The organism is Corynebacterium sp. MSK204 (genome assembly GCF_030229885.1).
Classification (GTDB): Bacteria; Actinomycetota; Actinomycetes; order Mycobacteriales; family Mycobacteriaceae; genus Corynebacterium.
In genome coordinates, this window is sequence record NZ_JASPGQ010000005.1 from 72052 (window position 1) to 95763 (window position 23712).

Annotated in this window: 22 protein-coding genes; 13 read left to right on the forward strand and 9 right to left on the reverse strand. The window is 58.2% G+C overall.

Going from position 1 to position 23712, the window contains the following annotated elements:
* Window positions 1–29 precede the first annotated feature (29 nt).
* The 3 genes from QP908_RS04690 (at window position 30) to QP908_RS04700 (ending at window position 3470) form a co-directional block, all read left to right on the forward strand.
* Complete coding sequence (locus QP908_RS04690) at window positions 30–1124, forward strand: ABC transporter ATP-binding protein (protein ID WP_239269386.1); 1095 nt, start codon at window positions 30–32, stop codon at window positions 1122–1124.
* Between the two features lie 167 nt (window positions 1125–1291).
* Window positions 1292–1909, forward strand: coding sequence for a zinc metalloprotease (locus QP908_RS04695; RefSeq protein ID WP_239269385.1), 618 nt, complete (start codon window positions 1292–1294; stop codon window positions 1907–1909).
* Window positions 1910–2075: 166 nt separating this feature from the next.
* Entirely contained in the window at window positions 2076–3470 is a 1395-nt protein-coding gene (locus QP908_RS04700) for a GntP family permease (protein WP_239269384.1), read from the forward strand.
* Here the strand turns inward: QP908_RS04700 and QP908_RS04705 are convergent.
* On the reverse strand, window positions 3467–3976 hold the full coding sequence (locus QP908_RS04705; protein WP_239269383.1) for a gluconokinase: 510 nt from the start codon (window positions 3974–3976) through the stop codon (window positions 3467–3469). The genes QP908_RS04700 and QP908_RS04705 overlap by 4 nt on opposite strands.
* Window positions 3977–4222: 246 nt before the next feature.
* Here QP908_RS04705 and QP908_RS04710 point away from each other — a divergent pair, with 246 nt between their 5' ends.
* Window positions 4223–6652, forward strand: coding sequence for a DUF262 domain-containing protein (locus tag QP908_RS04710; RefSeq protein ID WP_239269382.1), 2430 nt, complete (start codon window positions 4223–4225; stop codon window positions 6650–6652).
* Between the two features lie 91 nt (window positions 6653–6743).
* Here the strand turns inward: QP908_RS04710 and uriH are convergent, their stop codons facing one another.
* The gene (gene uriH / locus QP908_RS04715; protein ID WP_239269381.1) at window positions 6744–7685 is read right to left on the reverse strand and encodes a uridine-preferring nucleoside hydrolase UriH; all 942 of its coding nucleotides are present in this window, start codon (window positions 7683–7685) and stop codon (window positions 6744–6746) included.
* A gap of 150 nt (window positions 7686–7835) precedes the next feature.
* Between uriH and QP908_RS04720 the strand changes: the two genes are divergently transcribed.
* From QP908_RS04720 to hepT, 3 genes are read left to right on the forward strand one after another with little or no spacing between them, the layout of a single operon-like run.
* Window positions 7836–9038 (forward strand): amidase, encoded by a 1203-nt coding sequence (locus QP908_RS04720; RefSeq protein ID WP_239269380.1) that lies wholly within the window; start codon window positions 7836–7838, stop codon window positions 9036–9038.
* Between the two features lie 56 nt (window positions 9039–9094).
* The gene (locus tag QP908_RS04725; protein WP_239269379.1) at window positions 9095–9514 is read left to right on the forward strand and encodes a hypothetical protein; all 420 of its coding nucleotides are present in this window, start codon (window positions 9095–9097) and stop codon (window positions 9512–9514) included.
* Window positions 9511–9945 (forward strand): type VII toxin-antitoxin system HepT family RNase toxin, encoded by a 435-nt coding sequence (gene hepT / locus QP908_RS04730; protein ID WP_239269378.1) that lies wholly within the window; start codon window positions 9511–9513, stop codon window positions 9943–9945. Before QP908_RS04725 ends, hepT begins: the two co-directional genes overlap by 4 nt.
* Here the strand turns inward: hepT and QP908_RS04735 are convergent.
* On the reverse strand, window positions 9931–10440 hold the full coding sequence (locus tag QP908_RS04735; protein ID WP_239269377.1) for a 2'-5' RNA ligase family protein: 510 nt from the start codon (window positions 10438–10440) through the stop codon (window positions 9931–9933). The two genes, hepT and QP908_RS04735, sit on opposite strands and share 15 nt — an antisense overlap.
* A gap of 349 nt (window positions 10441–10789) precedes the next feature.
* Between QP908_RS04735 and QP908_RS04740 the strand changes: the two genes are divergently transcribed.
* From QP908_RS04740 to QP908_RS04755, 4 genes are all read left to right on the forward strand, one after another.
* Window positions 10790–12736, forward strand: a complete 1947-nt coding sequence (locus QP908_RS04740; protein WP_239269376.1) for a fructose-specific PTS transporter subunit EIIC — start codon at window positions 10790–10792, stop codon at window positions 12734–12736.
* A 145-nt stretch (window positions 12737–12881) separates the two neighbouring features.
* Window positions 12882–13643 (forward strand): LamB/YcsF family protein, encoded by a 762-nt coding sequence (locus tag QP908_RS04745; RefSeq protein ID WP_005277447.1) that lies wholly within the window; start codon window positions 12882–12884, stop codon window positions 13641–13643.
* Window positions 13643–15244, forward strand: a complete 1602-nt coding sequence (locus QP908_RS04750; protein ID WP_284771779.1) for a 5-oxoprolinase subunit B/C family protein — start codon at window positions 13643–13645, stop codon at window positions 15242–15244. Before QP908_RS04745 ends, QP908_RS04750 begins: the two co-directional genes overlap by 1 nt.
* Window positions 15234–17021 (forward strand): acetyl/propionyl/methylcrotonyl-CoA carboxylase subunit alpha, encoded by a 1788-nt coding sequence (locus QP908_RS04755; RefSeq protein ID WP_284771780.1) that lies wholly within the window; start codon window positions 15234–15236, stop codon window positions 17019–17021. Before QP908_RS04750 ends, QP908_RS04755 begins: the two co-directional genes overlap by 11 nt.
* Before the next feature lie 30 nt (window positions 17022–17051).
* Here the strand turns inward: QP908_RS04755 and QP908_RS04760 are convergent, their stop codons facing one another.
* Entirely contained in the window at window positions 17052–17735 is a 684-nt protein-coding gene (locus tag QP908_RS04760) for a DUF8462 domain-containing protein (protein WP_284771781.1), read from the reverse strand.
* Window positions 17732–17878: a hypothetical protein gene (locus tag QP908_RS04765; RefSeq protein ID WP_239269372.1), complete on the reverse strand. Its 147-nt coding sequence runs from the start codon at window positions 17876–17878 to the stop codon at window positions 17732–17734. Before QP908_RS04765 ends, QP908_RS04760 begins: the two co-directional genes overlap by 4 nt.
* 116 nt (window positions 17879–17994) lie before the next feature.
* On the opposite strand from QP908_RS04765, the gene QP908_RS04770 reads away from it, so the two are divergent.
* The gene (locus QP908_RS04770) at window positions 17995–18612 is read left to right on the forward strand and encodes a GntR family transcriptional regulator (RefSeq protein WP_239269371.1); all 618 of its coding nucleotides are present in this window, start codon (window positions 17995–17997) and stop codon (window positions 18610–18612) included.
* A 20-nt stretch (window positions 18613–18632) separates the two neighbouring features.
* Here QP908_RS04770 and QP908_RS04775 read toward each other — a convergent pair whose 3' ends face one another.
* From QP908_RS04775 to QP908_RS04785, 3 genes are all read right to left on the reverse strand, one after another.
* The gene (locus tag QP908_RS04775; protein WP_239269370.1) at window positions 18633–19412 is read right to left on the reverse strand and encodes a putative hydro-lyase; all 780 of its coding nucleotides are present in this window, start codon (window positions 19410–19412) and stop codon (window positions 18633–18635) included.
* On the reverse strand, window positions 19403–20566 hold the full coding sequence (locus tag QP908_RS04780) for an NRAMP family divalent metal transporter (protein WP_284771794.1): 1164 nt from the start codon (window positions 20564–20566) through the stop codon (window positions 19403–19405). Before QP908_RS04780 ends, QP908_RS04775 begins: the two co-directional genes overlap by 10 nt.
* 196 nt (window positions 20567–20762) lie before the next feature.
* Window positions 20763–21662, reverse strand: coding sequence for a DUF559 domain-containing protein (locus QP908_RS04785; protein WP_239269369.1), 900 nt, complete (start codon window positions 21660–21662; stop codon window positions 20763–20765).
* Window positions 21663–22203: 541 nt separating this feature from the next.
* Between QP908_RS04785 and QP908_RS04790 the strand changes: the two genes are divergently transcribed.
* Window positions 22204–23247 (forward strand): RNase H family protein, encoded by a 1044-nt coding sequence (locus tag QP908_RS04790; protein ID WP_239269368.1) that lies wholly within the window; start codon window positions 22204–22206, stop codon window positions 23245–23247.
* Between the two features lie 6 nt (window positions 23248–23253).
* Here the strand turns inward: QP908_RS04790 and QP908_RS04795 are convergent, their stop codons facing one another.
* Window positions 23254–23709, reverse strand: a complete 456-nt coding sequence (locus QP908_RS04795; protein ID WP_239269367.1) for a YdcF family protein — start codon at window positions 23707–23709, stop codon at window positions 23254–23256.
* Window positions 23710–23712 lie beyond the last annotated feature (3 nt).

Sequence of the window (23712 nt, forward strand, 5' to 3'; positions counted from 1 at the left end):
ATTTTCCTTAGTATCTGAAAGGTAACACCATGGCTACTGTCACATTTGATGGTGCAAGCCGCATCTATTCCAAAGACGCGGAGCGCCCCGCAGTTGACCGTCTTAATCTAGATATTTCCGATGGCGAGTTTTTGGTCCTCGTCGGGCCTTCTGGCTGCGGAAAATCCACCAGCCTACGAATGCTCGCTGGCCTTGAGCCGACAGACCGAGGTTCCATTCGGATCGGCGGAAAAGACGTCACTGGAGTCAGCCCATCAGATCGTGACGTAGCCATGGTCTTTCAAAACTACGCCCTGTACCCGAATATGTCGGTCGCACAAAATATGTCTTTCGCCTTGGAAAACCGGAAAGTACCCAAGGACCAGATTAAGACACGGGTACAAGAAGCCGCCAAAATTTTGCAGATGGAGGATTTGCTTGACCGGAAGCCCGCGAATCTGTCAGGCGGCCAGCGCCAGCGCGTAGCGATGGGCCGCGCCATCGTGCGCGAACCAGCTGTATTCTGCATGGACGAACCATTGTCCAACTTGGATGCAAAACTGCGCGTATCCACCCGCGCGCAGATTTCGAATTTGCAACGCCGCCTTGGCACTACCACGGTGTACGTGACCCACGACCAAACCGAAGCAATGACCATGGGTGACCGCGTCGCGGTGCTTAATGCAGGTGTCCTACAACAAGTAGATACCACTCGTGAAATCTACGACCGCCCCCAGAACGTCTTCGTTGCTGGGTTCATCGGCTCCCCTGCCATGAATATCTACGACCTCGCACACACCTCTAGCCGGCTCACCCTGGGGTCGACTCGCATCAACTTGGCGAATTACGACTTCGATGGTGGGAAATCCGTTACCGTTGGCGTTCGCCCCGAAGATTGGGTGCACACAGAGGAAGGTGCGGAATTCACCGTTAAACACGTTGAAGAACTAGGCAATCAAACCTACCTCTATGGTGACTTAGCGGACTCCGGCGAAGATCTGCAGTCGACGACCCGAATGGGCGGACAAACTGGCATGTTGGTAAGCGCTCGCTGTGATTACGCAATTGGTGATACTTTCCACGTCTCTCCCGATCCTGACCGTGTCCACCTATTTAGCTCTACTACTGGTGAGCGTCTAAATTAGAGTCGACAAAGCGAAGTTAACAATGTAAATTTCTACTTTGGCCGGTGTAGTAAAAATTGATTATTACTCGCTTGCCTGAGGCATCCACGCAATTCTTTTCCGCGGATATTGCTAAGGCAAACTGCACTCCACGAACGATAAGCCAATCGAAAGGTCACTAACTGCCGATGCGCTCTCTGAAGAAGCTATCTGTCACCGCCCTTGCCACCACCGCCATACTCGGTACTATCGCCGCGCCGGCCGCGAACGCAAAGAGCGACCCAGTACGTTCCATCATCGATCCTGGAACCTGCAAGGCCATCACCAAACTGGCTAACGAAGGGAAACCGGTCCCAGATCCTTCCATCCTCCACGATGAGGACTCTGTAAAACCTTATTTCAGCGATGGCGTACTGAAGTACAAAGTGGCGGATAACTTCCCCTACCGCAAGCAGCTAGACGCCGCCGTTGCCGAGTGGAACGAGGCTCTCGAGGGGAAGGCTTCCCTTAAGGAAGTAAAGCCTTCCGAAGCTGATGATGACACCATTTCCATCATCTACAATCCAGATCCTCGCGGCTACGTCCAAGGCTCGGCTTACCCGGATCACAAATTAGTCTCCATCAAGATGCCCAATGCTACTTACCCTGAGGCTCTCCAAGGCACCATCGCTCACGAGCTAGGCCACATGATGGGCGCGGGACACTCCTGCGCCGGCGCACTTATGGCAGGTTCCAACCAGAACCCGATCTCCTATCACGTAACGCCGCTTGATGCGGCCGCCATTATCCAAGGCCAGTTCGACTAAGCTCGCCTCTGCTCCCCCTTGGTTCTCAACGAGAATCAGGGGATTTTTATATGCCCAGTTTCGGGGCGGTAGATAAGCCGCGTTGGTGAATGTGGGCATCGGCTAGCAGAGCTACTGCTAACGTTGCCCATATTCAAAGGTTTGCACAAGAAAAGGAGCCTTTTCTATGGAGACGTGGGAACCCACATTGTCCACTGGTCCGCTGCTGGGGATTGCGGTCGCTGCGGTCGCTGTGATTTTGGTACTGGTCATATATTTCAAGCTCCACGCTTTTCTCACTCTGCTGGTGGTCTCCGCGCTGACAGCACTTGCATCTGGCATACCACTGGAAGGCATCGTCCCTACGATGACGGAAAGTTTCAGCTCCACCCTTGGCTCGGTGGCGCTTCTGGTGGGCCTCGGCGCCATGATCGGCCGGCTCGTGGAGGCTTCCGGCGGTGCCCAGTCGCTTGCCGACGCCATGGTTCGCCGCTTCGGCGAAAATAAAGCACCCCTTGCACTCGGCATCGCCTCGCTGATTATGGGCTTTCCAATCTTCTTCGATGCTGGGCTTATCGTGATGCTTCCGGTTATCTTTGCCGTCGCCCGCCGCTTGAATGGCCCGGTCCTTGCCTTTGGCCTGCCGGCCGCCGGCGCATTCTCTGTCATGCATGTCTACATGCCACCGCACCCCGGTCCTGTCGCCGCCAGTGAATTCTACGGCGCCGACCTCGGCTTGGTGCTGCTCGTCGGCCTGTTACTGGCTCTGCCTACCTGGTATATCTCCGGCTACCGCTTCGGCCTTTTTGCTGGAAAGAAGTTCCCTTTCAAGGTCACTGACGCCATCGCCGGGCCCATCGTTAATGAAGAAGAACAACCCTTAAAACCTGCCTCCGCCACCACAGTAATTTCCATTTTGCTCATCCCGATGGTGCTCATTTTCTTCAATACCGGGCTCAACGCCCTAGCTTCCTACGGCACCATCGACGCCGATGCCACGTGGGTCAGGTTCTTCGTCATGCTCGGCCAAACTCCAATCGCATTGCTGATTACGGTGCTTATCGCACTGGTAGTCCTCGGTCTGCGCCGCGGCGTGGAAAAGACGGCGCTGGAAAAGCTCGTTGACTCCTCGCTTGGCCCTATCTGTTCCGTCGTGCTCATCACCGGCGCGGGCGGCATGTTCGGCGGCGTGCTCCGCACTTCCGGCATTGGCGATGCGCTTGCCGATTCCCTCTCCGGCCTCGGCATCCCTGTCATCCTGGCCTGCTATCTCATCGCCGTAGCCCTCCGTTTGGCACAAGGTTCAGCCACCGTAGCCCTCACCACGGCCGCTGCCCTCATGGTCCCCGCCGTGGAAGCTGGCGGTTTCAACGAGCTCCAACTCGCACTCATCGTTGTGGCCACAGCCGCCGGTTCGGTCTTCGGCTCCCACGTCAACGATTCCGGCTTCTGGCTCGTAGGCCGCCTGATGGGCATGGACACGATGACAACTCTGAAGACGTGGACCGTTAATCAGATGCTCATCTCCGTCATCGGCTTCGCACTCGTGCTCGTCCTCTACGGTGCGGCTGCAGTCTTTTAGGAGCCAGCCTTTATCCAGGCAGTAGCGTCTTTAGCAATCTCTTCTACTGGCCGCGTCACATCGAAGACGCGGCCAGTTTCATCTTCTTCCAGTGGCTCCAAGGTATCGAATTGCGATTGCAACAACGACGCTGGCATGAAGTGTCCCGGCCGGTGTTGCATCCGCTCATACAACACATCAAAGTCACCGTGTACATGCACAAACGCCACGCCAGGGCAGTACTCCCGAATCAGGTCCCGGTATTTTCGCTTCAGCGCGCTACACCCCACCATCGCGCCTTCTGGTCTTTCCGCTAGCCACTGACCGATCTGCCTCAGCCACGGCTCGCGGTCCTCATCATTCAGCGGCGCCCCAGCGGCCATCTTGTCGATATTCGCCTGCGGATGCATATCATCGCCGTCGCGGTACTCTAGCCCAACCAGCGGCGACAGGGCCTCCCCCACCGTTGTCTTGCCAGAGCCAGAGACTCCCATGACGACGACATGACGGAATTTGTTCTGGTTCATGGTGGCTCCTTGGGTTGGGGTTATTCCCATTCATTTTATCCGCATCGAGTTACCAGCCCCGAACTGTGAATTTGCGGATGCAAATCTCGAGGAGGAGCAGCCTCCTAATGAACCGACATCAACCCTGAGCCGGACCCCAACACTGTCACCCGATTCACAGATTCAGAAAGGACAGATACACCACTCCACCGGACTTGACCTAATATAGCCTTGTCCTCCTAATTTCCTTCTCGCGAAAGGTCTCCCATGCGCGGCAGCATCCGCGAAATCTATACGCTTTATGATGGCAATAATCGCCGTCTCCTCATCCCCGTATACCAGCGCAATTACGACTGGCAGCACAAACAATGTGCCCGGCTTTTTGACGATCTCGAGGAAATAATCCTTAGCGACCGAAAGAAACACTTCTTCGGCGCGGTAGTCGGGAAGAACCAAGATTCCTGGAATTGGATTGTCATCGATGGCCAACAGAGGCTTACCACCGTCAGCATCCTCATGCTTGCTTTCGCTCATGCCCTCCGAGATGGCGAAATCCAGAGTGAAGATCCCTCGCTTGCTGAGAAAATTATTTCTGACTACCTGCGAATCGGCCACAACAAGGAGAACCCGCGTTTCAAGCTTAAGCCTGTAAAAGACGATGACAATGCTTATCAGAAACTATTTGGTCCTGAAAGTGAATTCATCAACTCATCGAATGTAACGTCTAACTACCGTTTCTTCCGAGAGAAGCTGCGTTCTACCCCTTTAGACGCTGACCAGGTTTGGAAAGCGATCTGCCGCCTCGAAGTAATGCACTTGGATTTGGAGGAATACGACGAGCCCCAGCGCATCTTCGAAAGCTTAAACTCCACCGGTTTGGAACTTAAAGAAGCTGACAAAATTCGCAACTTTGTCCTCATGGGCTTGGACTCTACGCAACAGGAAAGGTTATATAACGAACGCTGGAATCCGATTGAAGACAACTGCAACTTTCAGACCGACTCTTTCATTCGCTGGTATCTCACTACGTACACCACCAAGACCCCACGCGAACAAGACGTTTATGAGGCATTCAAATCTTTCGCTTCCAAGCGCAAGACGAATATGCCAGAGCTCTTGGATGATTTATACGCCTATTCCAAGTATTTCCGTGAAATACGCGAATCCGATACCGGTTATCCTGAAATAGACACGCAGCTAAAGCGCATGAACGAATTTATGGGCGCTGTGGTTCTACCATTCCTTATGCCGCTTCTTCGCGATGTCCACGAATCCAAGACGACGCCTGAGGACTTCCTCGAAGTGTTGCTCACCATCGAGTCCTATATCGTCCGCCGATTTGTCACCGGCATCGCTACCAACTCACTCAATAAAATCTTCGCGACTATGTACGCGGAGGTCAGTAAGCTTCACTCAGACGGCACCCCATTCGCCCCAATCGTCATCTATCAGATCAACAGGCGTTCAGGCAGCGGTCGTTTCCCCACCGATGCTGAGTTCAAGGAAGCCTTTGCCACCAAAGACTTCTACAACATTCGGGCATACTGGCGGCAGTACCTTTTCAATTGCCTGGAAAACGGTGATTCAAAGGATATTCGCGATGTCTCCAAGGCGCTTGCTGAAAATAGGATTTCCATCGAGCACATCATGCCCCAGACCCTTACTGATGCTTGGCGCCAGGAGCTCGGTGACAGGGCCGAAGAAATTCACGAGTCATGGTTAAACCGAATTGGCAATCTCACGGTCACCGGCTACAACTCTTCCTACTCGAATTCTCCATTTACCATCAAGAAAACCATGGAGAACGGCTTCGACAGCTCGCCGTATCGCCTCAATGAGCTCCTGCGGGAATCCGATCGCTGGTCCTTACCCCAGATTGAAAAGAGAAACGAGGTCCTTACCGATAAAGCATTAGATTTCTGGGAAACTAAGTCAACCAACTTCGCACCGCCAGAGGCAGTACTCCCAAAGGAGCCGATGGGTGAAAGCGAAGAATTCAGTGGTCGAAAAATTAGCGGATTTGAATTCGGCGACTTTAGAAAGACCACTAAATCGTGGGCTGACATGGTCGAAGCAGTACTGAAGTATTTACTTCACGAGCACCGGACTGAAATTCTTTCTTTCGCAGAATCTTCGAAATTCCTTCGGTCTAAAAAGCCTACCACCGAAAAAACTGGGTCTTTCCGAAAGATTGAGGAAGGCCTTTATGTTCAGGTTGGCAACAACACTTCTGCCAAAATCTGGTTCCTTCGAAGCCTTTTCGAATATCTCGACTTAGATCCAGAAGATCTTGTATTCACCTTCCCTGTATCCAAAACAGGTCGGACAGATGACACAGGAGACCAAGATAGCAGCGACACTTCAGGCAAGTATGCAGAGCTCACTAAGTTCTATGATCAACTGGTTGAAGCACAAGAGCTAAAGGGTACGCCCCAGAGTACCGAGTCACTTCGCAGTGAGTTCATTAAGGACTTTGAATACTTTAGTGTCACAGACCCCCAAGCATTATTTGGCGGTAAAGAGCTCGCGGAATTCATTTCGTCCACCGCGATCCCTGAAATGAGCGACGACCAAGTCCTAGCTGTACTCACTCAGCACATCAAAGTGTCTCAAATGCTTGGTGGAAGTTATCTCCACCAAGAAATAATTAACGGCTCAATCGCTGAGCTAATTCACCGATTGAGCGAGTTTTCATAAAACCCATGAGGACTTTTACAGAGCCCCAAACAGCCGTGATATGCCCTGCAATTAGCAATACAGCGGCTGTAACAGGGCTAATGGCTCACTTTTAGGCCAGGTTCTTTAACGCGTCAGTAACCAAGCGCCAGAACCCCGCGTGATCCAACTTGGTAGCGACTTGGGTATGGCAGCTGTCATCGGCGGGTTCACGTAAGTCAGTCACGGTCATGCCGGTGGTAAGTGCGCCGGCAAGCTCGACATGGACGGGCGCTTTGCGGGTTTGTACGATGCTCGGATCGATGAGGTAAGCCACCGTACACGGATCGTGCACCGGGGGATCCGTAAAGCCTTGGTTTTGCTGATACGCCTCGCGGAAGAAACCGAAGAGTCCGACAACAAAGTCCGAGACGGGTGTATTCAACGCCTTAATTGCAGCTTCGACCTCGGCTGTTGCTAGTGCTTGGTGGGTAAGGTCGAGCCCGACCATGGTGACCAGCCACGGCTCTTCGAAGACGATATGTGCTGCCTCAGGATCGATCTTGATATTGAATTCGGCGACTGGGGACCAATTGCCCTCGTGGTAGCCGCCGCCCATGAGCACGACCTCTTTGACGCGCTCGACGATGCGCGGTTCTTTACGCGCCGCCATAGCGATATTGGTCAACGGCCCCGTTGGGACCAAGGTAATGGTGCCGGGTTCGTGGGACATGACGGTGTCGATGATGAAGTCGATGGCGTGGGCATCGGCAAGCGCGGTGCTGGGCTCCGGAAGATCGACGCCGTTGACGTCCATGCCGGTGGAGCCGTGGATCGCCTCAGCGACTTCTACGGGGCGCACGAGCGGGCGATCGCAACCGGCGTAGACAGGAATCTCTGGGTGGCCGGCAATTTCCTTGACCACGAGGGCATTGCGGGCAACCTTGTCCAAGGTCTGGTTGCCGCCGACAGTGGTAATGCCCAGCAGATCGATGTTGGGGTTTCCCATGGCCAAGAGCAGGGCTACCGCATCATCGTGGCCAGGGTCGCAATCCAGAATAATTTTTCGCGTCATGTCTCGAGCCTACTTTTGGTCGGTGAAGACCGCCACGGTTTCATCGTGTGGCACAGCTTCATTTCCTCCGTGCTCACCAGCTGTACCCTGGAAAGCAGCAAGTCACCCCGCAAACGGTATGAACCGTCGTGGAAAGGAATTCGCCCCACCATGTCGACAGTTTCTGACCGCCTGACTCACGCGCAGCAGGAGTTTAACGCGGTAATTTCCACCATCCCTTTTGATGAGGACACCGTGGATACTGCCCCTACGCTGCACGGATTACCCGTTGCCTTTAAAGACATCGTGGATATCGCCGGAGTGCCAACGACCTGTGGCACCAACGTTGATACGGGACCGGCTCCAACGCAGAATGCCACGGTGGCACAGCGGCTAATGGATGCCGGCGCGATTCCCGTGGCCAAGGCCAACCTCCAGGAATTTTCCTATGGCATCTTGGGCGATGCCTCCGCGTATGGCCGCGTCATCAATCCGCGTGATCCGCAGGTCTGCGGCGGCGGATCCAGCTCTGGGTCGGCGGCGCTGGTTGCGTGCGGAGCGCTCGATCTCACGGTGGGTTCCGATAGCGCAGGTTCTGTGCGTGTCCCGGCCGCCAGCCAAGGCGTGCTGGGATTTAAGCCAACCACCGGCACGATCCCGCTCGATGGGGTCTTCCCCTTCGCGCCAAGCTTCGATTGCATCGGATTCTTCGCCAGCTCCATCGACCTCATCGAGCAGGCCCTGCTAGCAACGGCGGATAAGACACCGGAGCCGGCCGAGAATGTATCCACCATCGATGTCTCTGCGCTGAATACCAAAGGTGAGCGCTTTGCTGGTCTGCTGTCTGCGCTGCAGGATTCCACGTTCACCGCCGTAGAAGACCTCGATTACTCCCAGCTCGAATCCACCATTGCTGCCACCGCGAAGCTCTACGCGCCGATGCGCCTCAAGGAGGCCTACGCCGTCCACCAGCCCTACCTCGATCAGCGGGATAAGTACCAGGGCGTCATCTTGGAGCGCGTCCTGGGCGGGCAGGATATTACTCAGGCAGAATACGACGCTGCAGCGCAGCAGGTACAACAACTGCGTACGGAAGCACTAACGCTTGTCGATGCCTCCCCCATCATCCTCGCCCCCACCCTCGACGCCGGTCCCATCAGGTGGGACGACATCACTGCAGAAAATACTGCGGATTCTGCTGGCAGCCTGCGCCGCTGGACCGAGCCATTCAATGTCTTGGGCTGGCCGGCGATCACTATCCCGCTGCGCACGAGGGAAACCACGGGGGTGGGTGATGCGGTGCAGGTCATCGGCAAGCCGGGCCAAGACCTCACCGTTTTGCGCGTCGCCCGCGAGATTCAGGCGCTGCTTTAGGCACAGTACAATTCTTCGTGCATCCGCCTGCTCACGGCGTTGGTAAGGTGATGGTTATGAGCACTCCAGCACAGCTTGCCGCGCGGTTGCGCGCCGAGGCCGATGACGGGTCCTTGGAGTCATTCTGCTTGGATACCGGCATTGACCTGCTGGTTCTTTTTGGCAGCGCGCACGTCAATGCCGCCAATGCGAATGATGTTGACCTTGCCTATTCGATCGATTTCTCGCGTGCGAAAGCTGACCGGCCGAACGTGCTCGACGTTGCCACGGCGTTTTACTCCCGCTATGGCGACGGCATCGATCTCATGTGCCTGGATACTGCGGACACGGTGGCGCAGCATGAAGCTCTGCAAAAGTGCGACCTCTTGGTCGATCCATCCAATACCAAATATGGAACGCTGCAAATGATGGCGGCACGGGAGTACATCAATACGGCGTACCGCCGCGAGTTCGAGCTCAGGAGCTTAATGTCATGAGTCCACGGGATTTTCAATCAGACACTATCCGCAAAAGGCTTGTCTCCCTCCAGCGCATACTTGGAGAACTTGAAAAATACCGGGATTCAGACGTGGAAGAACTGCGCTCTGACCTTTCACAAATGTATGCCGTGTTTTTCATGCTGCAGCAAGTAATCGATCTTGCCACGGATATTAACCAACACATTGCGGCAACGACCTTAAACGTTGCGGACTCTAATAGCCGTCGCGGTTTCGAAGATCTCATTCGCGCGGGCGTTTTGCCCTCCGACCTGGAGCAAGATTTCTATAAGAGTGCGGCTTTGCGCAATGTCATTACTCACCAATACGTTGAAGTGGATTTGGGAATCGTCTCCAATTCAATCCCGCGAGTATTAGATGTATATACGCAATATGTTAAATCGATTTCGCGCTGGCTAGCCTCCCGCTAGCACCGTCTTTTCTTGCGTGTGCGGGCGCCAATACGCCGCTTCTACTGCGTTAAGTTCCTTGAAATGCGAGGACGTCAGCTCATCCATCGCGGTTAAATAGCCACCCACATCCTCGCGCGGTAAGCGCAGGCCCATGGTCAGGTGCGGCGTCCAGCGCGGACCGCGGCCCTCAGGATTGGCGGCGCTAATCTTCCGCGCTGCCATTTCGAGTTCATCGCTGGTCTCTAATAAGCATGCCACGGTCCGTTTCCTCTTCGTGCCGAAGATGACGTTTCCCACGCGCCGAAACGTCGCCGGAATGACCGGCGGTAAAAGCTCCGCGGCAAGCTCTACAACGTGGGGCTCCATCTCCTGCGCGAAAGTCACCGTAATATGCGGGCGCTGATTTTGTACGGGGAATCCGCGCTCGGCAAGACCTGCAAAGATCTCCCGAATCTGCTCTTCCTGCTTTTTCGGCAGGTAGAGCAGGATATTATCCGGCGATGCTGTACTCACGATGCGGCTTTCTTCGGTTCAAGTGGGCACGATTCATTCGTGTGCCCAAGATGCGGGCGGTTTCGGTTCTGTTTCTAGGGTACCGCCGGTCAACAATCGTTCGATCTCCGCGATGCTATAGGTCCCATGCTCATTTTGAGCAAAGTCGCCCCTCAAAAATCGCATCGCGCCTTCAATTGACGCAGAGGAGGATGCGCATAGGAGGTTGCGCATAAGACCCTGCACAGAAGAGGTTGTACATCGGGCACTGCGCATTGGCTCCCGCGCATAGGCCCCCATACAGCGGACTCTGCGCAAAGAACCTCCCCTTTTCCTTGTGCTCGTTTACACGGGTGCCTTTAATAAGAGTATGAGCACATCAGATTCTTCGCCTTTCATTCTCGCCATCACGGCGTGCCCAACGGGTATCGCCCATACCTATATGGCCGCCGAGAACTTGGAGGCCGCCGCCAAAAAGCTGGGCTACCGCATCAAGATTGAAACGCACGGTTCCATCGGCGTGGAGGGCAACTTCAGTACACAAGACATCGAGGAAGCCGATTCGATTGTTATCGGTGCCGATACGACCATCGCGAAGGACCGATTCCACGGCAAGCGCTTGGTGGCAACCGGTGTGGACGAGGCCATCAAGCACCCAGAGCGGCTGTTAACCAAGTCCTTGGAGGCAGCAGCGTGGAAGGGTGAGGATAACGGGGCATCGGAAAGCGAGGCGGAGGACGCTGCGGGAGATGCTGGGCTGCGCGGTATTGGGCAGACCATGTACAAGGCGCTGATGAATGGCGTTTCCCACATGATTCCCTTCGTGGTTACCGGCGGATTGCTCATCGCCGTGGCGCTGTCCTTGGGCGGCACGCCCACGCCGGAGGGGCTGTCGATTCCTGAAGATAGCTTCTGGAATACGCTCAATGAACTTGGTGGCCTGGCATTTTCGCTGATGGTGCCGGTCTTGTCTGGTTACATTGCCGTTGGCATCGCGGATAGGCCGGGGTTAGCGCCAGGGCTTATCACCGGGCTCATCGCCACGACCGGTTCGCTGTACGGGTCCGAGGCCGGAGCCGGATTCTTGGGAGGTATCGTCACCGGTATCCTCTCCGGCTACGTGGCCCTTGCAATCAAGAAGATTCCGGTGCACAAATTCATCGCGCCGATTTGGCCGATTATCGTCATCCCGATTTTCACCACGCTGATAGTGGGCTTGGCCTTCATCTATTTCATCGGCGCGCCGATTGCCAGCGCCTTCGAGGCCATGACCGAATACCTCGGTGGGCTGCAGGGCTCGTCTGCGATTGTGCTGGGTCTTATCATTGGTGCGATGATCGCCTTCGATATGGGCGGGCCCTTCAATAAGACAGCCTTCCTGTTTGGCGGCGGCATGATCGCCGCGGGGAATGCAGCCCCGATGGGTATGGCCGCCGCCGCGATTGCGGTTCCGCCGCTCGCAGTGGGCGTGTCCACCCTCCTGCGCCGCGGTTGGTTCAATAAGGCGGAAAAGGATTCCGGTATCGCCGCGCTATTCATGGGATTTTTCGGCATCACCGAAGGCGCCATTCCCCTAGCGGCGGCGCGTCCCCTGCAGGTCATCCCGGCCAACGTCGCCGGTGGTGCCGTCGCCGGTGCGATGGCGGGCGCGTTCGGGGTCCAAGATCATGTCATGCACGGTGGCCCCATCGTCGCCGTCCTCGGCGCGGTGGATCAAGTGGCGTGGTTCTTCCTGTCCATGCTCTGCGGCGTTGCCGTGTGTGCCGCGCTCATGCTCCTGCTCATTCGCCTGACACAGCGCTCCCCGGAAACAGACAAGGAAACGGAGTCACCCGCAGTGCTCCCTCTTCTCGGTACCTCTACTATCAGCCTCGATGAACCGCTCGGTTCCGATCCGAAGGACGTCATCAAGTCGCTCGTTTCCCTCGCCGCCGCCGATGGCCGCATTAACGACGCCGCCGCGGTTGCCGATGCCGCCCTGAACCGCGAGGCCCAACACTCCACCGGCGTGGGCCACGGCGTGGCCATCCCGCACGCTCGTTCCGCCGGAGTTTCCGCACCAACTCTGGCCTTCGCCCGGCTTCCCGAGGGCGGTATCACCTGGGCAAGCGGCGAAGAGCCCACGACTTTAGCGTTCCTTATCGCCGTTCCCGATGACGCCGGAAAACAGCACTTAAAGCTGCTGTCCACCCTCGCCCGCGCCATCATGAAGGAGGATTTCCGCGCCCAGCTGCACGAGGCCAGCTCCTGTGAAGAAGCAGAAGGGATCATCTCCTCTGTCCTCCAGGTCGAACCCCAAGCCGCCGTGGAGTCTTAGTTTTCTTCCTTGCCCACGGCCGCTCCTGAGAGGAGCTGTTCTATCGACACCACTCCGCCCAAAGAGTAACCGCCTTCACAAATGGCAGTGGCACGGGTTACACTTGGAACCACACTTATTGTTCAACAATTAAGGATGGTGTTGAATGGCTTCGCTCCACATTGATCTCAACGCGGACTTGGGTGAAACCACCGCCGGCAACCCGGTAGCCGATGATGCCGCGATGCTGGAGATGGTCTCCTCCGCCAATGTCGCCACCGGCTTCCACGCCGGTGATCCGCACTCCATTGCCCAGACCCTGAAGGCTGCGGCGCGTGCGGGAGTCACGGTCGGAGCACACGTGGGCTATAACGATCCGGCCGGCTTTGGCCGCCGCTTCATCGACTACAATGCAGCGGAGCTCGCGGACGAGGTCACCTACCAAATTGGTGCGCTCGATGCGCTGGCGCGCGCCAATGGCACGCGGGTGTCTTATGTGAAGCCGCACGGCGCGATGTACAACACCATCGTCAAAGACGAAGCACAAGCCAAGGGAGTTATCGCAGGCATCAAGGCCTTCGGTGACCTCCCCGTGATGCTGCTGCCGGGCGGCCTCGCGGTCGATATCGCAGAATCGCAAGGCCTCACCGTCATCCGCGAGGCCTTCGCGGATCGCAACTACAACCCGGATGGCACGCTGGTCTCACGCAAGCAGGACAATGCGGTGATGGGGGATGAAGGGGATGTCGTCAAGCGCGTGCTTGAAGTCGCCCAAACCGGCTCCATTACCGCCATCGATGGCACCACGCTCGATGTGGATGCCCAATCCGTGTGCACCCACGGTGACTCGCCGGGCTCCGTGAAACTGCTGCGCGGTGTGGTCGAGCGCCTCAGCGCGGAAGGAATCGACATTCGGAGCTTTATCTAATGCCGCATATTCACTTCGTTGGCACCCGCGCCCTGCTCATTGATTTGGACGGGCTTGAACAGGTCATGGCGTGGCATGCGGCGCTGTCCGCTAAACCGCTGAAGAATCAGGTGGATTGCATTGCCGCCGCCACCACGTTGCTCATTACCTTTGAGGCGCCTAATTCCGCGCGCGCGGCCGCAGAGTTTCTGGCAGACTTCTCCCCTGCCGCCGCTACCGCGAAGGAAGCGCGCACGGTAGACATCGACGTGCTTTACGATGGCGAAGACGTCGACGCCGCCGCCGAGCTCCTCGGCATGTCGCGCGAGGCCTTGATTGACTGGCATACCTCTGCCGAATGGACCGCCGCCTTTGGTGGTTTTGCCCCCGGTTTTACCTACTGCGCGCCTTCCGATCCGGCCCAGGCCAAGGCCGTGCCACGCCGCTCCGATCCGCGCACGGCCGTTCCGGCTGGCGCCGTGGGCATCGCGGGCGAATTCTCTGCGGTCTACCCGCGCGTTTCGCCAGGCGGCTGGCAGCTGCTCGGTACCACCAATACCCCGATGTGGGATTCGCACGCGAACCCGCCCGCGCTGGTGCAGCCCGGTGACCGCGTGCGCTACCGCGCCGTGGACGAGCTGCCGGACTTGGTGGATCGCAGCGCGGAATCCAAGCGCTCGCCGGCCCGCCTGCCCCGCATGGAGGTCCTCGATGCGGGCCTGCTCACGCTTTATCAAGACCTAGGCCGCCCCGGTGTGGGCGACCTCGGCGTGACCCCGTCCGGTGCCGCCGACCACGCCGCCGCGGCAACCGCGAACGTTGCCGTGGGCAATCCGCGGGGCGCGACGGTGCTAGAAAATATCGGCGGCATCAAGCTGCGCGCGCTTACCGATACCGTCATCTGCGTTACCGGCGCCACCGCCCGCGTCCGCCTGGGTGAGATGCCCGTGCACCTCGCCCGCCCGGTGCTCGTTACCGCCGGCCAGACCGTGACGGTCGGTGCCGCAACCGTGGGCATGCGCAACTACGTAGCCATTCGCGGCGGCATCATCGCCGAATCCGAGCTCGGCTCCTCTGCCACCGATGTCCTCTCCGGCCTCGGCCCCGACCCCGTCACCACTGGCGATGTCATCGGTGTGCTGCCGCGCTCGACCGGCATGACGGATGCACAATTGGTCAACCCCCTGCGCGTATCCGCTGATTCCGCTGGCAAGACGCGCGCGACGCTGCGCTGCGTGCTAGGCCCGCGCGATGACTGGTTTGGCGATAATATCTCCACCTTCCTAGATACCGAATGGGTCGTTTCCTCTGATTCCAACCGCGTTGGCCTGCGGCTTTCCGGGGCTAAAGACAGCGCAGAGACTTCCGATATCACCGTGCAGCGCGTGAAAGACGGCGAGCTCCCCTCTGAGGGAATGGTGGCCGGTTCCATCCAGATCCCGCCGAATGGCAAACCGGTGGTTTTCCTGCGTGACCACGCCGTCACCGGCGGCTACCCCGTCATCGCCACCGTGTTGGAAGAAGATATCGACATCGCCGCGCAGCTCCCGCCCGGCGCGCGCGTGACCTTCCGCCTCGTGACACCCCAAGCTTTAAATACTGGAGAAGAAAATGCAGATTAAAACCGTCCTCATTGCTAACCGCGGCGAAATCGCCGTGCGCATCGCCCGCGTGGCCCGCGACTTGGGCATTAAGTCCGTCGCCATTTATTCCGAGGCCGACGCCGGTGCCCTGCACACCCAGGTTGCCGATGAAGCCTATGCGCTGCCCGGCAATACCGCTGCCGATACCTATATGAATATCCCGGCGCTGCTGGATATCGCCGTGCGCGCCGGTGCGGATGCCATCCACCCGGGTTACGGTTTCCTCTCCGAAAACGCCGACTTTGCCCGCACCGTCACCGATGCCGGCATGATCTGGATCGGCCCCTCGCCGGAATCCATCGAGCTTTTGGGCGATAAGATTGCCGCCCGCCGCGTTGCCGAGGAGGTCGGCGCGCCCCTGGCTCCGGGCACCTCCGATCCCATTGATGATTGGCAGGAGGCCCGCGCCTTTGCCGAGGAGCATGGCCTGCCGATTGCCATCAAGGCCGCTTATGGCGGCGGCGGGCGCGGCCTTAAGGTCGTGGATTCCATGGATGAGATCGAGGGCGCGTTCAACTCCGCCGGGCGCGAGGCCATGGAGGCATTCGGCCGCGCCGAGTGCTACGTGGAGAAGTTCCTTACCCACCCGCGCCACGTAGAAGCGCAGGTCCTGGCGGATACCCACGGCAACGTCCGCGTGCTGGGCACCCGCGATTGCTCCACCCAGCGCCGCTTCCAAAAGCTCATCGAGGAGGCCCCCGCGCCCGCGCTTTCCGATGCCCAGCGCACCGGCATCATCGAAGGTGCCCGCTCCATCTGCTCCCACGTGGGCTATACCGGAGCCGGCACCGTGGAATACATCGTTTCCGAGGATGGCACCATCTCCTTCTTGGAGGTCAATACCCGCGTCCAGGTCGAACACCCCGTGACCGAGGTGGTGACCGGCACCGATATCATCGCCGAGCAATTCCGCATCGCCGCGGGCGAGCCCCTTTCCATCGCTGAGGATCCAGCCTCCACCGGCCACGCCTTCGAGTTCCGCATCAATGCCGAGGACATCCTCAACGGCTTTGCCCCCTGCCCCGGCACCATCGTCTCCTTCGAGCCGCCAACCGGCCCCGGCATCCGCGTCGATTCTGCTGTCCGCTCGGGTTCTATCATTCCGCCGTACTATGACTCGCTCATCGCCAAGCTCATCGTCTGGGGGCCCACGCGCGAGGTAGCCCTCGCCCGTTCGCGGCAGGCGCTGCGCGAGTTCGATGTCTCCGGCGTGCGCACGGTGCTGCCCTTCCACCGCGACATGATGGACGAGCCAGCACTTATTGGCACCGCGTCTTCCGCTGAGGCCGATGCCGGCGCCAGCGACATCGGTGTCTTTACTGACTGGCTCGATCACAACTACCGGCCCTCTGCCGCCAACCAGGTAGACAAGGTCGAGGCAATCTACACCAAGCGCCGGACGGTCGCGGTAGAAATCGACGGCAAGCTCGTCAATATCGGCGTGCCCATGGATTTCCTCGCAGGCGCCGGTGCCGGCGCTGGCGCGGGCGCCGCGGATGGTTCTGGTGCCACCGCTCCCTCGACGGCCGGGGCGCAGTCCACCGACGATAGCGCGGTCACCTCCCCCTTCGAGGCCAACCTCGTGGCCTGGAATGTATCCGATGGCGATAGCGTCTCCGAAGGAGATTCCATCGCCACGGTTGAGGCCATGAAGATGGAATCTGCCATCAAGGCCCCGCGCGGCGGCACCATCAAGATCCTTGCTGAAGAGGGCGACCGCCTGGATTCCGCGACGGTGATTGCGACCATCGACTAGCGCATGCTGCCTGCCGGTGGGCCCGCGCACCTACCTGGGCGCCTGGCCGTGCAAATACTCGCCAAGGTAGGGCAAGAGGAAACGCACGGTTCCATAGCGGCGGCTAGCGATGAGATCGCGTTCTAAAAGCAGCTTGCGGGCCATGGAAATGGCATTGGGAGTCTTGCCCAGGCTCGCGGCGATGGCACCGGTGGGAATATCAGCGCCGTGTTCGGTTTCCAGCTCCGCCATGGCGTTGAGAAAAGCGCGCTGGGCGTCAGGAACATTCTTCAACGCAATCCTGTGCACCTGGTTGCCCATGTGCGCTGGAATCTCGCGCGCAATGGAGGACACGTGACGCTCCTCGATGGCATCCGCCCCATCGAGTACCGCACGGGTCCACGCCAAAGCGCCGACCAGCTGCAATAGGTACGGATAGCCCTGCACCAATGCGGTCGCCTCTTTTAAAGCGTGCTCGCTGAAACCGCGCCCAGCCGCGGTAGCGGTGCTGTGCAGGGTATCGGCTACGGTGGCATCATCAAGCAGCCCCAAATCCAGCCTTTGAGCGCGGCGCAAAAAGGTGGTGCCCTCATGCTCCAAAAGTTCTTCTACCCCAAACGTCAATCCCGCGGCGGCGAAGGCGATATCGTATTCGTCGCGAATGAGATCCTGGATGGCGGTTGCGAGCTGTGCAAGCTCATCCACGGAAGCCGCTTGCACCTCATCGACAGTCAACAGGACACCAGCAAGGCGCGCTGCATGCTGCCCACGCCGCCCACGAGCCCATAGTTAAACGAGCTAATTTCAAATTCGCGCCCGGCCAGCTGCACCGGCGACGCGCCGAAACTGGGGCGAAAAGGATTCTTATCCAGAATCACTATGCCAGAGCTTCCATTTAGATCCTTTAGAACTTTGCCACCTCTTTAGAACTTTTAGATCTTTAAGTCATACGGAATGGCCGTTGACGCCTCACCCATTCAGTAAGGTGAGGGTCATGCTTTCCCAGTCCGTCGCCACCGCTTTGCGCCAAGAGATGTCGGCCGGCAATTTTCAGCCCGGCGAGCAGCTCAGCGAGGTAAAGGTGGCCGAGCAATTCGGTTGCTCCCGCAATACCCTCCGCGAGGCTTTCACCACGCTCGCCGCCGAGCGCCTGGTCGAGCGCATCCCCCACCGCGGCGTCTTCATCGCCACCCCGGATGCCGCCTATATCCGCGATTTATTCGCCGCCCGCGCCGCCATCGAGCCGGCCGCGGCGCGCTGGGGCGCGTTTGCCGATGCCCCCTCGCTTATCTCCCTCGCCTCCTCCGCCTTCGAGTGCGCGAGGCGCGATAAGCACCAGGAAGTCTCCTCCATTAACCAGCGCTTCCACCAAGCCCTGGTGGCAGGGCTGGGTTCCCCCACCTTGGATGAGCAGATGAGCAACCTGCTCGCGCGCATGCGGCTTACCTTTTTATTGGTCATCCCCCGCTACCCACAGCTGCACGCCGAGCACATTCAAGGCAACGTGGATGTGGCCACGCTCATCGCGGATGGAAAACGCGAAGAGGCCACCACACACTTGCGCGATAGCCTCTTAGAAACTTGCGATACCATCTTATCCTTCACGGACTAATTAAGCGGCGGGGTCAATACCTAAGGGATGAGGTACTCCGCATCGCGGGCATTGGTCACCAGCATCTTGCCCGGGGCATGGGAAATAGCCAGATCTGGCTTTGATTCCATCACGATGGCCTGCGGGGTAACCCCACACGCCCAAAAGACGGGCAGGCAACCTTCTGGAATGTCCACCGCATCACCAAAGTCCGGGTGCGCTAAATCCGCAATACCGATAGCCGCCGGATCCCCCACGTGCACCGGAGCGCCATGCACGGACGGATAGCGAGAGGTAATGCGCACCGCATCGGAGACCTGCGATGCCGGAATCGGGCGCATCGATACCACCATCGGTCCGGAGAATACGCCCGCAGGAGTAGTAGGGATATTCGTCCGGTACATCGGCACATTGCGCTGCTGCTTAATATGCGCGATCTCGATACCCGCATCCACCAGCGCCGTTTCAAAGGTAAACGAGCAGCCGATAAGGAAGCTGACCATGTCGGGGGTGTAATAGGAGGTGGCATCGGCAAGCGTGGCCGTGTGCTCACCATGCTCAAAGATGCGATAGGCCGGGATATCGGTGCGGATATCGCCGCCAGGCAGGAGATCAGAGGTGTACTGTCCCGCCTCAAGCACGCCGACGATGGGGCACGGCTTGGGATTGCGCTGGGCAAAAAGCAGGAAGTCGAAGGCGTATGCGCTGGGCAGCGAGAGCAGGTTGGCCTGCATGTATCCCCGCGCATGCGCGGCGGTGGTGGTCATCTCGTGGGTGCGCGCGAACTCGCGCACCTCTTCTGGCGTGTGCATTATGCCCATATCGCTGTGATTCCTGAGACTGCTCGGAGGCCGATGAAGATGGTAAGCAGCCAGGCCAGGCCGCCAAGGATTAGGAGCCACTTTGGGTACTTATAGCCCTGCAGCAGATCCTTGCGGCGCCAAGCCACCCACATCACCAGCGCGAAGCCGATGGGAAGGATGAGCCCGTTAATCGCACCGGCGAAGATCAAGAGCTTTTGCGGCGCGGAGTTGATTATTACAAAAATGACCGTACAGACCGTAATGAAGATGACGGTGAAGATATTCCGAGTCCGGGCCGAAGTTTCCTGGGTGGTCACGAAGGATACCGAGGTATAAGCGGCACCGATGACGGAAGATAGGCCCGCAGCAAAGAGCACCATGCCGAATGCGCGGAGACCGAATTCACCGGCCGCGTGGTAGAAGGCATCGGCGGCAGTATTATTTTCTTTTAGCGTGACGCCGGTAGTCACCACGCCCAATACCGCCAAGAAGAGCAGCATGCGCATAATACCGGTGACGATGATGCCGCTAACGGAGGTCCGCGTAATGTTCTTCACGTTTTCAACGCCAGATAAGCCCGCATCGATCAACCGGTGCGCGCCGGCGAAAGTGATATAGCCACCGACGGTGCCGCCGATGATGGTGGTGATAACGAAGAAATCGATTTCACCCGGCGCGACTGTATTCTTCAGCGCCTCCCCTACCGGCGGCTGGCTGACGATGGCCACGTACAACATGAGCAGGATCATCACCGCGCCCAGGGCGGCCACGAGGCGGTCCAGCGCCATTCCGGCGCGGCGGGAGAGGAAGATAAACACCGCAATCGCCGCCGCAATGACGCCGCCGATGCGCGCATCGATGCCCAGCATCGCGTTCAAGCCCAAGCCTGCGCCGGCGATATTACCGATATTAAAAATCGCCCCGCCGAAAAAGACGAAGCCGGCGAGCACCCAACCTAGACCGGGCAGGACGGTATTGCCCAAGGTATTGGCGCGCATTCCCGTCACGCAGAGCACGCGCCACACATTGAGCTGGATGGCAATGTCCACCAAGATGGACAGCGTGATAGCGAAGGCAAAAGAAGCGCCCATCTGGACGGTAAAGACCGAAGTCTGGGTCAAAAAGCCCGGGCCAATGGCCGAGGTAGCCATGAGGAACATGGCTCCCGCCATGGCGCCAATGCCCTTGGGCGGGGTTTTCGCATCCGCCTCCGCCCCCGCCGGTGACGGGGCGGAAGCCTGTTTTTCAGCACTCACTAGTCTCACCTTTCGTGACGCCGGTCTCTCTTAATTGTGATTCGCATCATCATAATTGCTATTACGGAGGTTGTTCAACAACATCTATAGCTAGGGGTACCACGGGGGTGATCTACGCTACTTTTCCCGTCTTTCGCCCCAGGTATTCAACTATTGTCTCTACGACCCTATTCGGGTCATTAACCAGCTCTTTTGGCCCAAACCTCAATACCGTAAATCGCTGGTTTTCGATTTCTCGTTGCCGGCGCATCTGTTCCTTGACCACTGTTTCCGGCGCTTTCCCATAAGTACCGTCGTACTTGGTATCCCCGTCGACCTCAATAATGAGCCACCCATCGATGCATAAGTCAGCCCGGTACTTTCCCAATACGCGAAATTGTGGGTACACAGTGGCCGAGGGAATCTTTTCAATAATTAACGCCCGCAACAGCGACTCGTACGGTGATTCAGAACCGGCATACGCATGCTCCACCACCATTTTCATGGGGAGAGGCCCCTTCATCCGAGCCATTACTGCCCGGGTTTCCTTTAGTTCTTCTACCGAAACTAGGCCCGCACGCAATGCGGAATCGACCGCAACAAGCCCCTCCGCAAACCCATGTAGCCTGGCGATATCCAAGCACGTCCGCGCCGGATTCGTCACCCGAACCCCAGACCTTTCCACCGATGTCTCCCCTATACGTGACATTCGGTAGTACTTTCGCGGCCAGTGCGTTTTCGGTGGGATACTTCCTGAAGGTGAAGCGAGTTCGACGACCTCATTTCTCCGCGGAATTACCCAAATTCCCCAAATACGCGCAGCCGACTTAGCCACCAATGACGCTCGGTGCGCACTTAGGCCGGCCGCTAAAGTAAGGGCAAGCTGTTGCTTATGCCATGGCCAGCTTTCCCACGTCGTTGTTTTCACTGCAATCCATGGAGCGACTCGCTTTAATTCGCCCGTGTACAGCGCGGGATAGTAAGGACTAGTTGAACCTGCGTAACGAAGATTAATTAACTCATGATTTAACATGCTCTTTATCTTCGCGGCTTCCTAGAGAAACTGCCGGGCGTGATGCTCCAAATGGTCACATTCTGAGCTCTCCGCCGGCAATCTGCACCGAACGGGTGACGGTCCACGGAGCGGACGGCCAGCATCTGTTGCGGAAGGCTAGGTAGTCGGCCGCTTTCAGTCAGGGGTTGGAGGGTCAGCCTCCTATGGTCAGCCTCCTATGGTCATCCTCCACTGCAATAACTGAGCAAACTAGCGCCTCAAATATCGCAAATCTTCTTCAAATGTTGCATGGGACCCTGCACTTTTGCGGAGCAACCTAAAGAGGCCTTTGAGCAACCGGTTGCGGAGCAACCTGAAGGGGCCTTTGCACAGCCCATTTCGGAGCTTCCTGAAGGGGCCTTTGCGCAGCTTCCTGAACAATCCGTTGCACAGCTCTTTTGTGGCACTGTTGCGAGACTGGCCGCAACGAGTACTAGAACTATCGAGAACCTTCACGAATCGAGCCCACATCAGGCGCGTGCAGCTCACAGCTGGAATGGGGCGTGATTTACTAGTACCAATGGAACCCCTCGAGCTCTCAGCACTCACCGGCACGCAATCGCGCACCTACGGCACCCGCAAAATTACCAAGAACATGGTGTCTGCGCCGGTGCATGTGGCGATCGCGTTGTGGGATGAACGCTGGGACTCAGCGGAGGACGGAACTATCGAGGGGTGGGTCATCGCGGTCAACACCCCGCAGGCACGCTTCGTGCGCAAAGGCCAGATCAAAAAAGGCGATATCGTCAAAGTTGCAGTAAACGAGCTACAGCGGGCCTTGCACGGAATAGATGGACGCACCTGGATTGTCACCGGGCGTAGGCAAAATGCGCTGCGAGCGACACTCGAGAAGCGCGGCTATACGGTGACGGGGAGCTTTGCGGGGGAGAATCGGGCATCGGCAAGCGCGAGCTCCGCACGCCGCAAACAAGCTGGTTTGACCGCACGGAAGGCCCGCAAGCTGGGCGAGGCCCCGAAGAAGAAGGAAACCAACCAGGTCGAAACACCAGAGGCGAAATGGTGGCCCAACTTCTCGCACACGACGTCGTGGCCGGCGGGCGCGGTGGTGCGCATCGCCACCGATGCCTCCTCCGATACCGTGTTCAAGGGCTCAATGTGTTTCGTGGCGGGAAACGGTGACTACCGCCTGCGCACCCGCGAGACGAAAGCTAGCACGGACGAACTGGAGCTTGAAGCGCTCACGCTCGCGTTAAAGTACCTGCTCAAGGTAGGTGCAACGAAGGCCGTGATCGAATCCGATTCCGTCGCGGCACTGGACGCGGTCAACCATATCCTGCACAAGAAGGGCTCCAAGGCGGCACGGTCTGGACGCAGGTGGCGCGGTGTCTCGTCTGGCGCGCGTTCCCGTTTCCAACAGGCCTGGGGCGACCTTGAAGGCACCTGCGAAGTGGACATCCGCAGGGTACTCGGGCATGCCGGAGATCCGCTCAATCGCGCCGCCGATCAGATTGCGTATATGGGGCTGCGCGCCATTGCCCACCCCATGAAGCAATCTCGGCCTACCTTGCAAAGCGGGATCAGTAAGGCACTCAAAGTGGTATAGCCTCGGTTACCTCCGCAGTCGCCGCCACAGGATTCGCGCCGCGGAATGCGGGGTCGCCGCAAGCTCGCGCAGGTAATTGCGCGGCATCGACAGCCACGGCGTGCGCGCGGAGTGAACGGTTATTGCAATGCCCAAATGCCAGGCCCACAATGCGGTGCGCAGGGCATGGAAATCGTTGGTGACCACCTGCAATACGGCATCTGGTGCGAGGCTGTGCGCGTTTTCTAGGTTCTCATTTGTACTGGTAGCAACCGGTTCCACGAGCACATCCCGAGGATCAACACCCCGCTGGATTAGGTATTCGGCCATCGCGCCCGCTTCCCCGCGGCCAGAGACGATGACCGTCTGCCCAGAATAGAGTTCGAGCGTCTTATCCAAACGCGATCGCAGCATGGCGCCCGGATGACCGTGGGTAACCCGGGAGCCCAAAACAAGGAGCGGATCTCGTGGGGAATTTTCCATGCT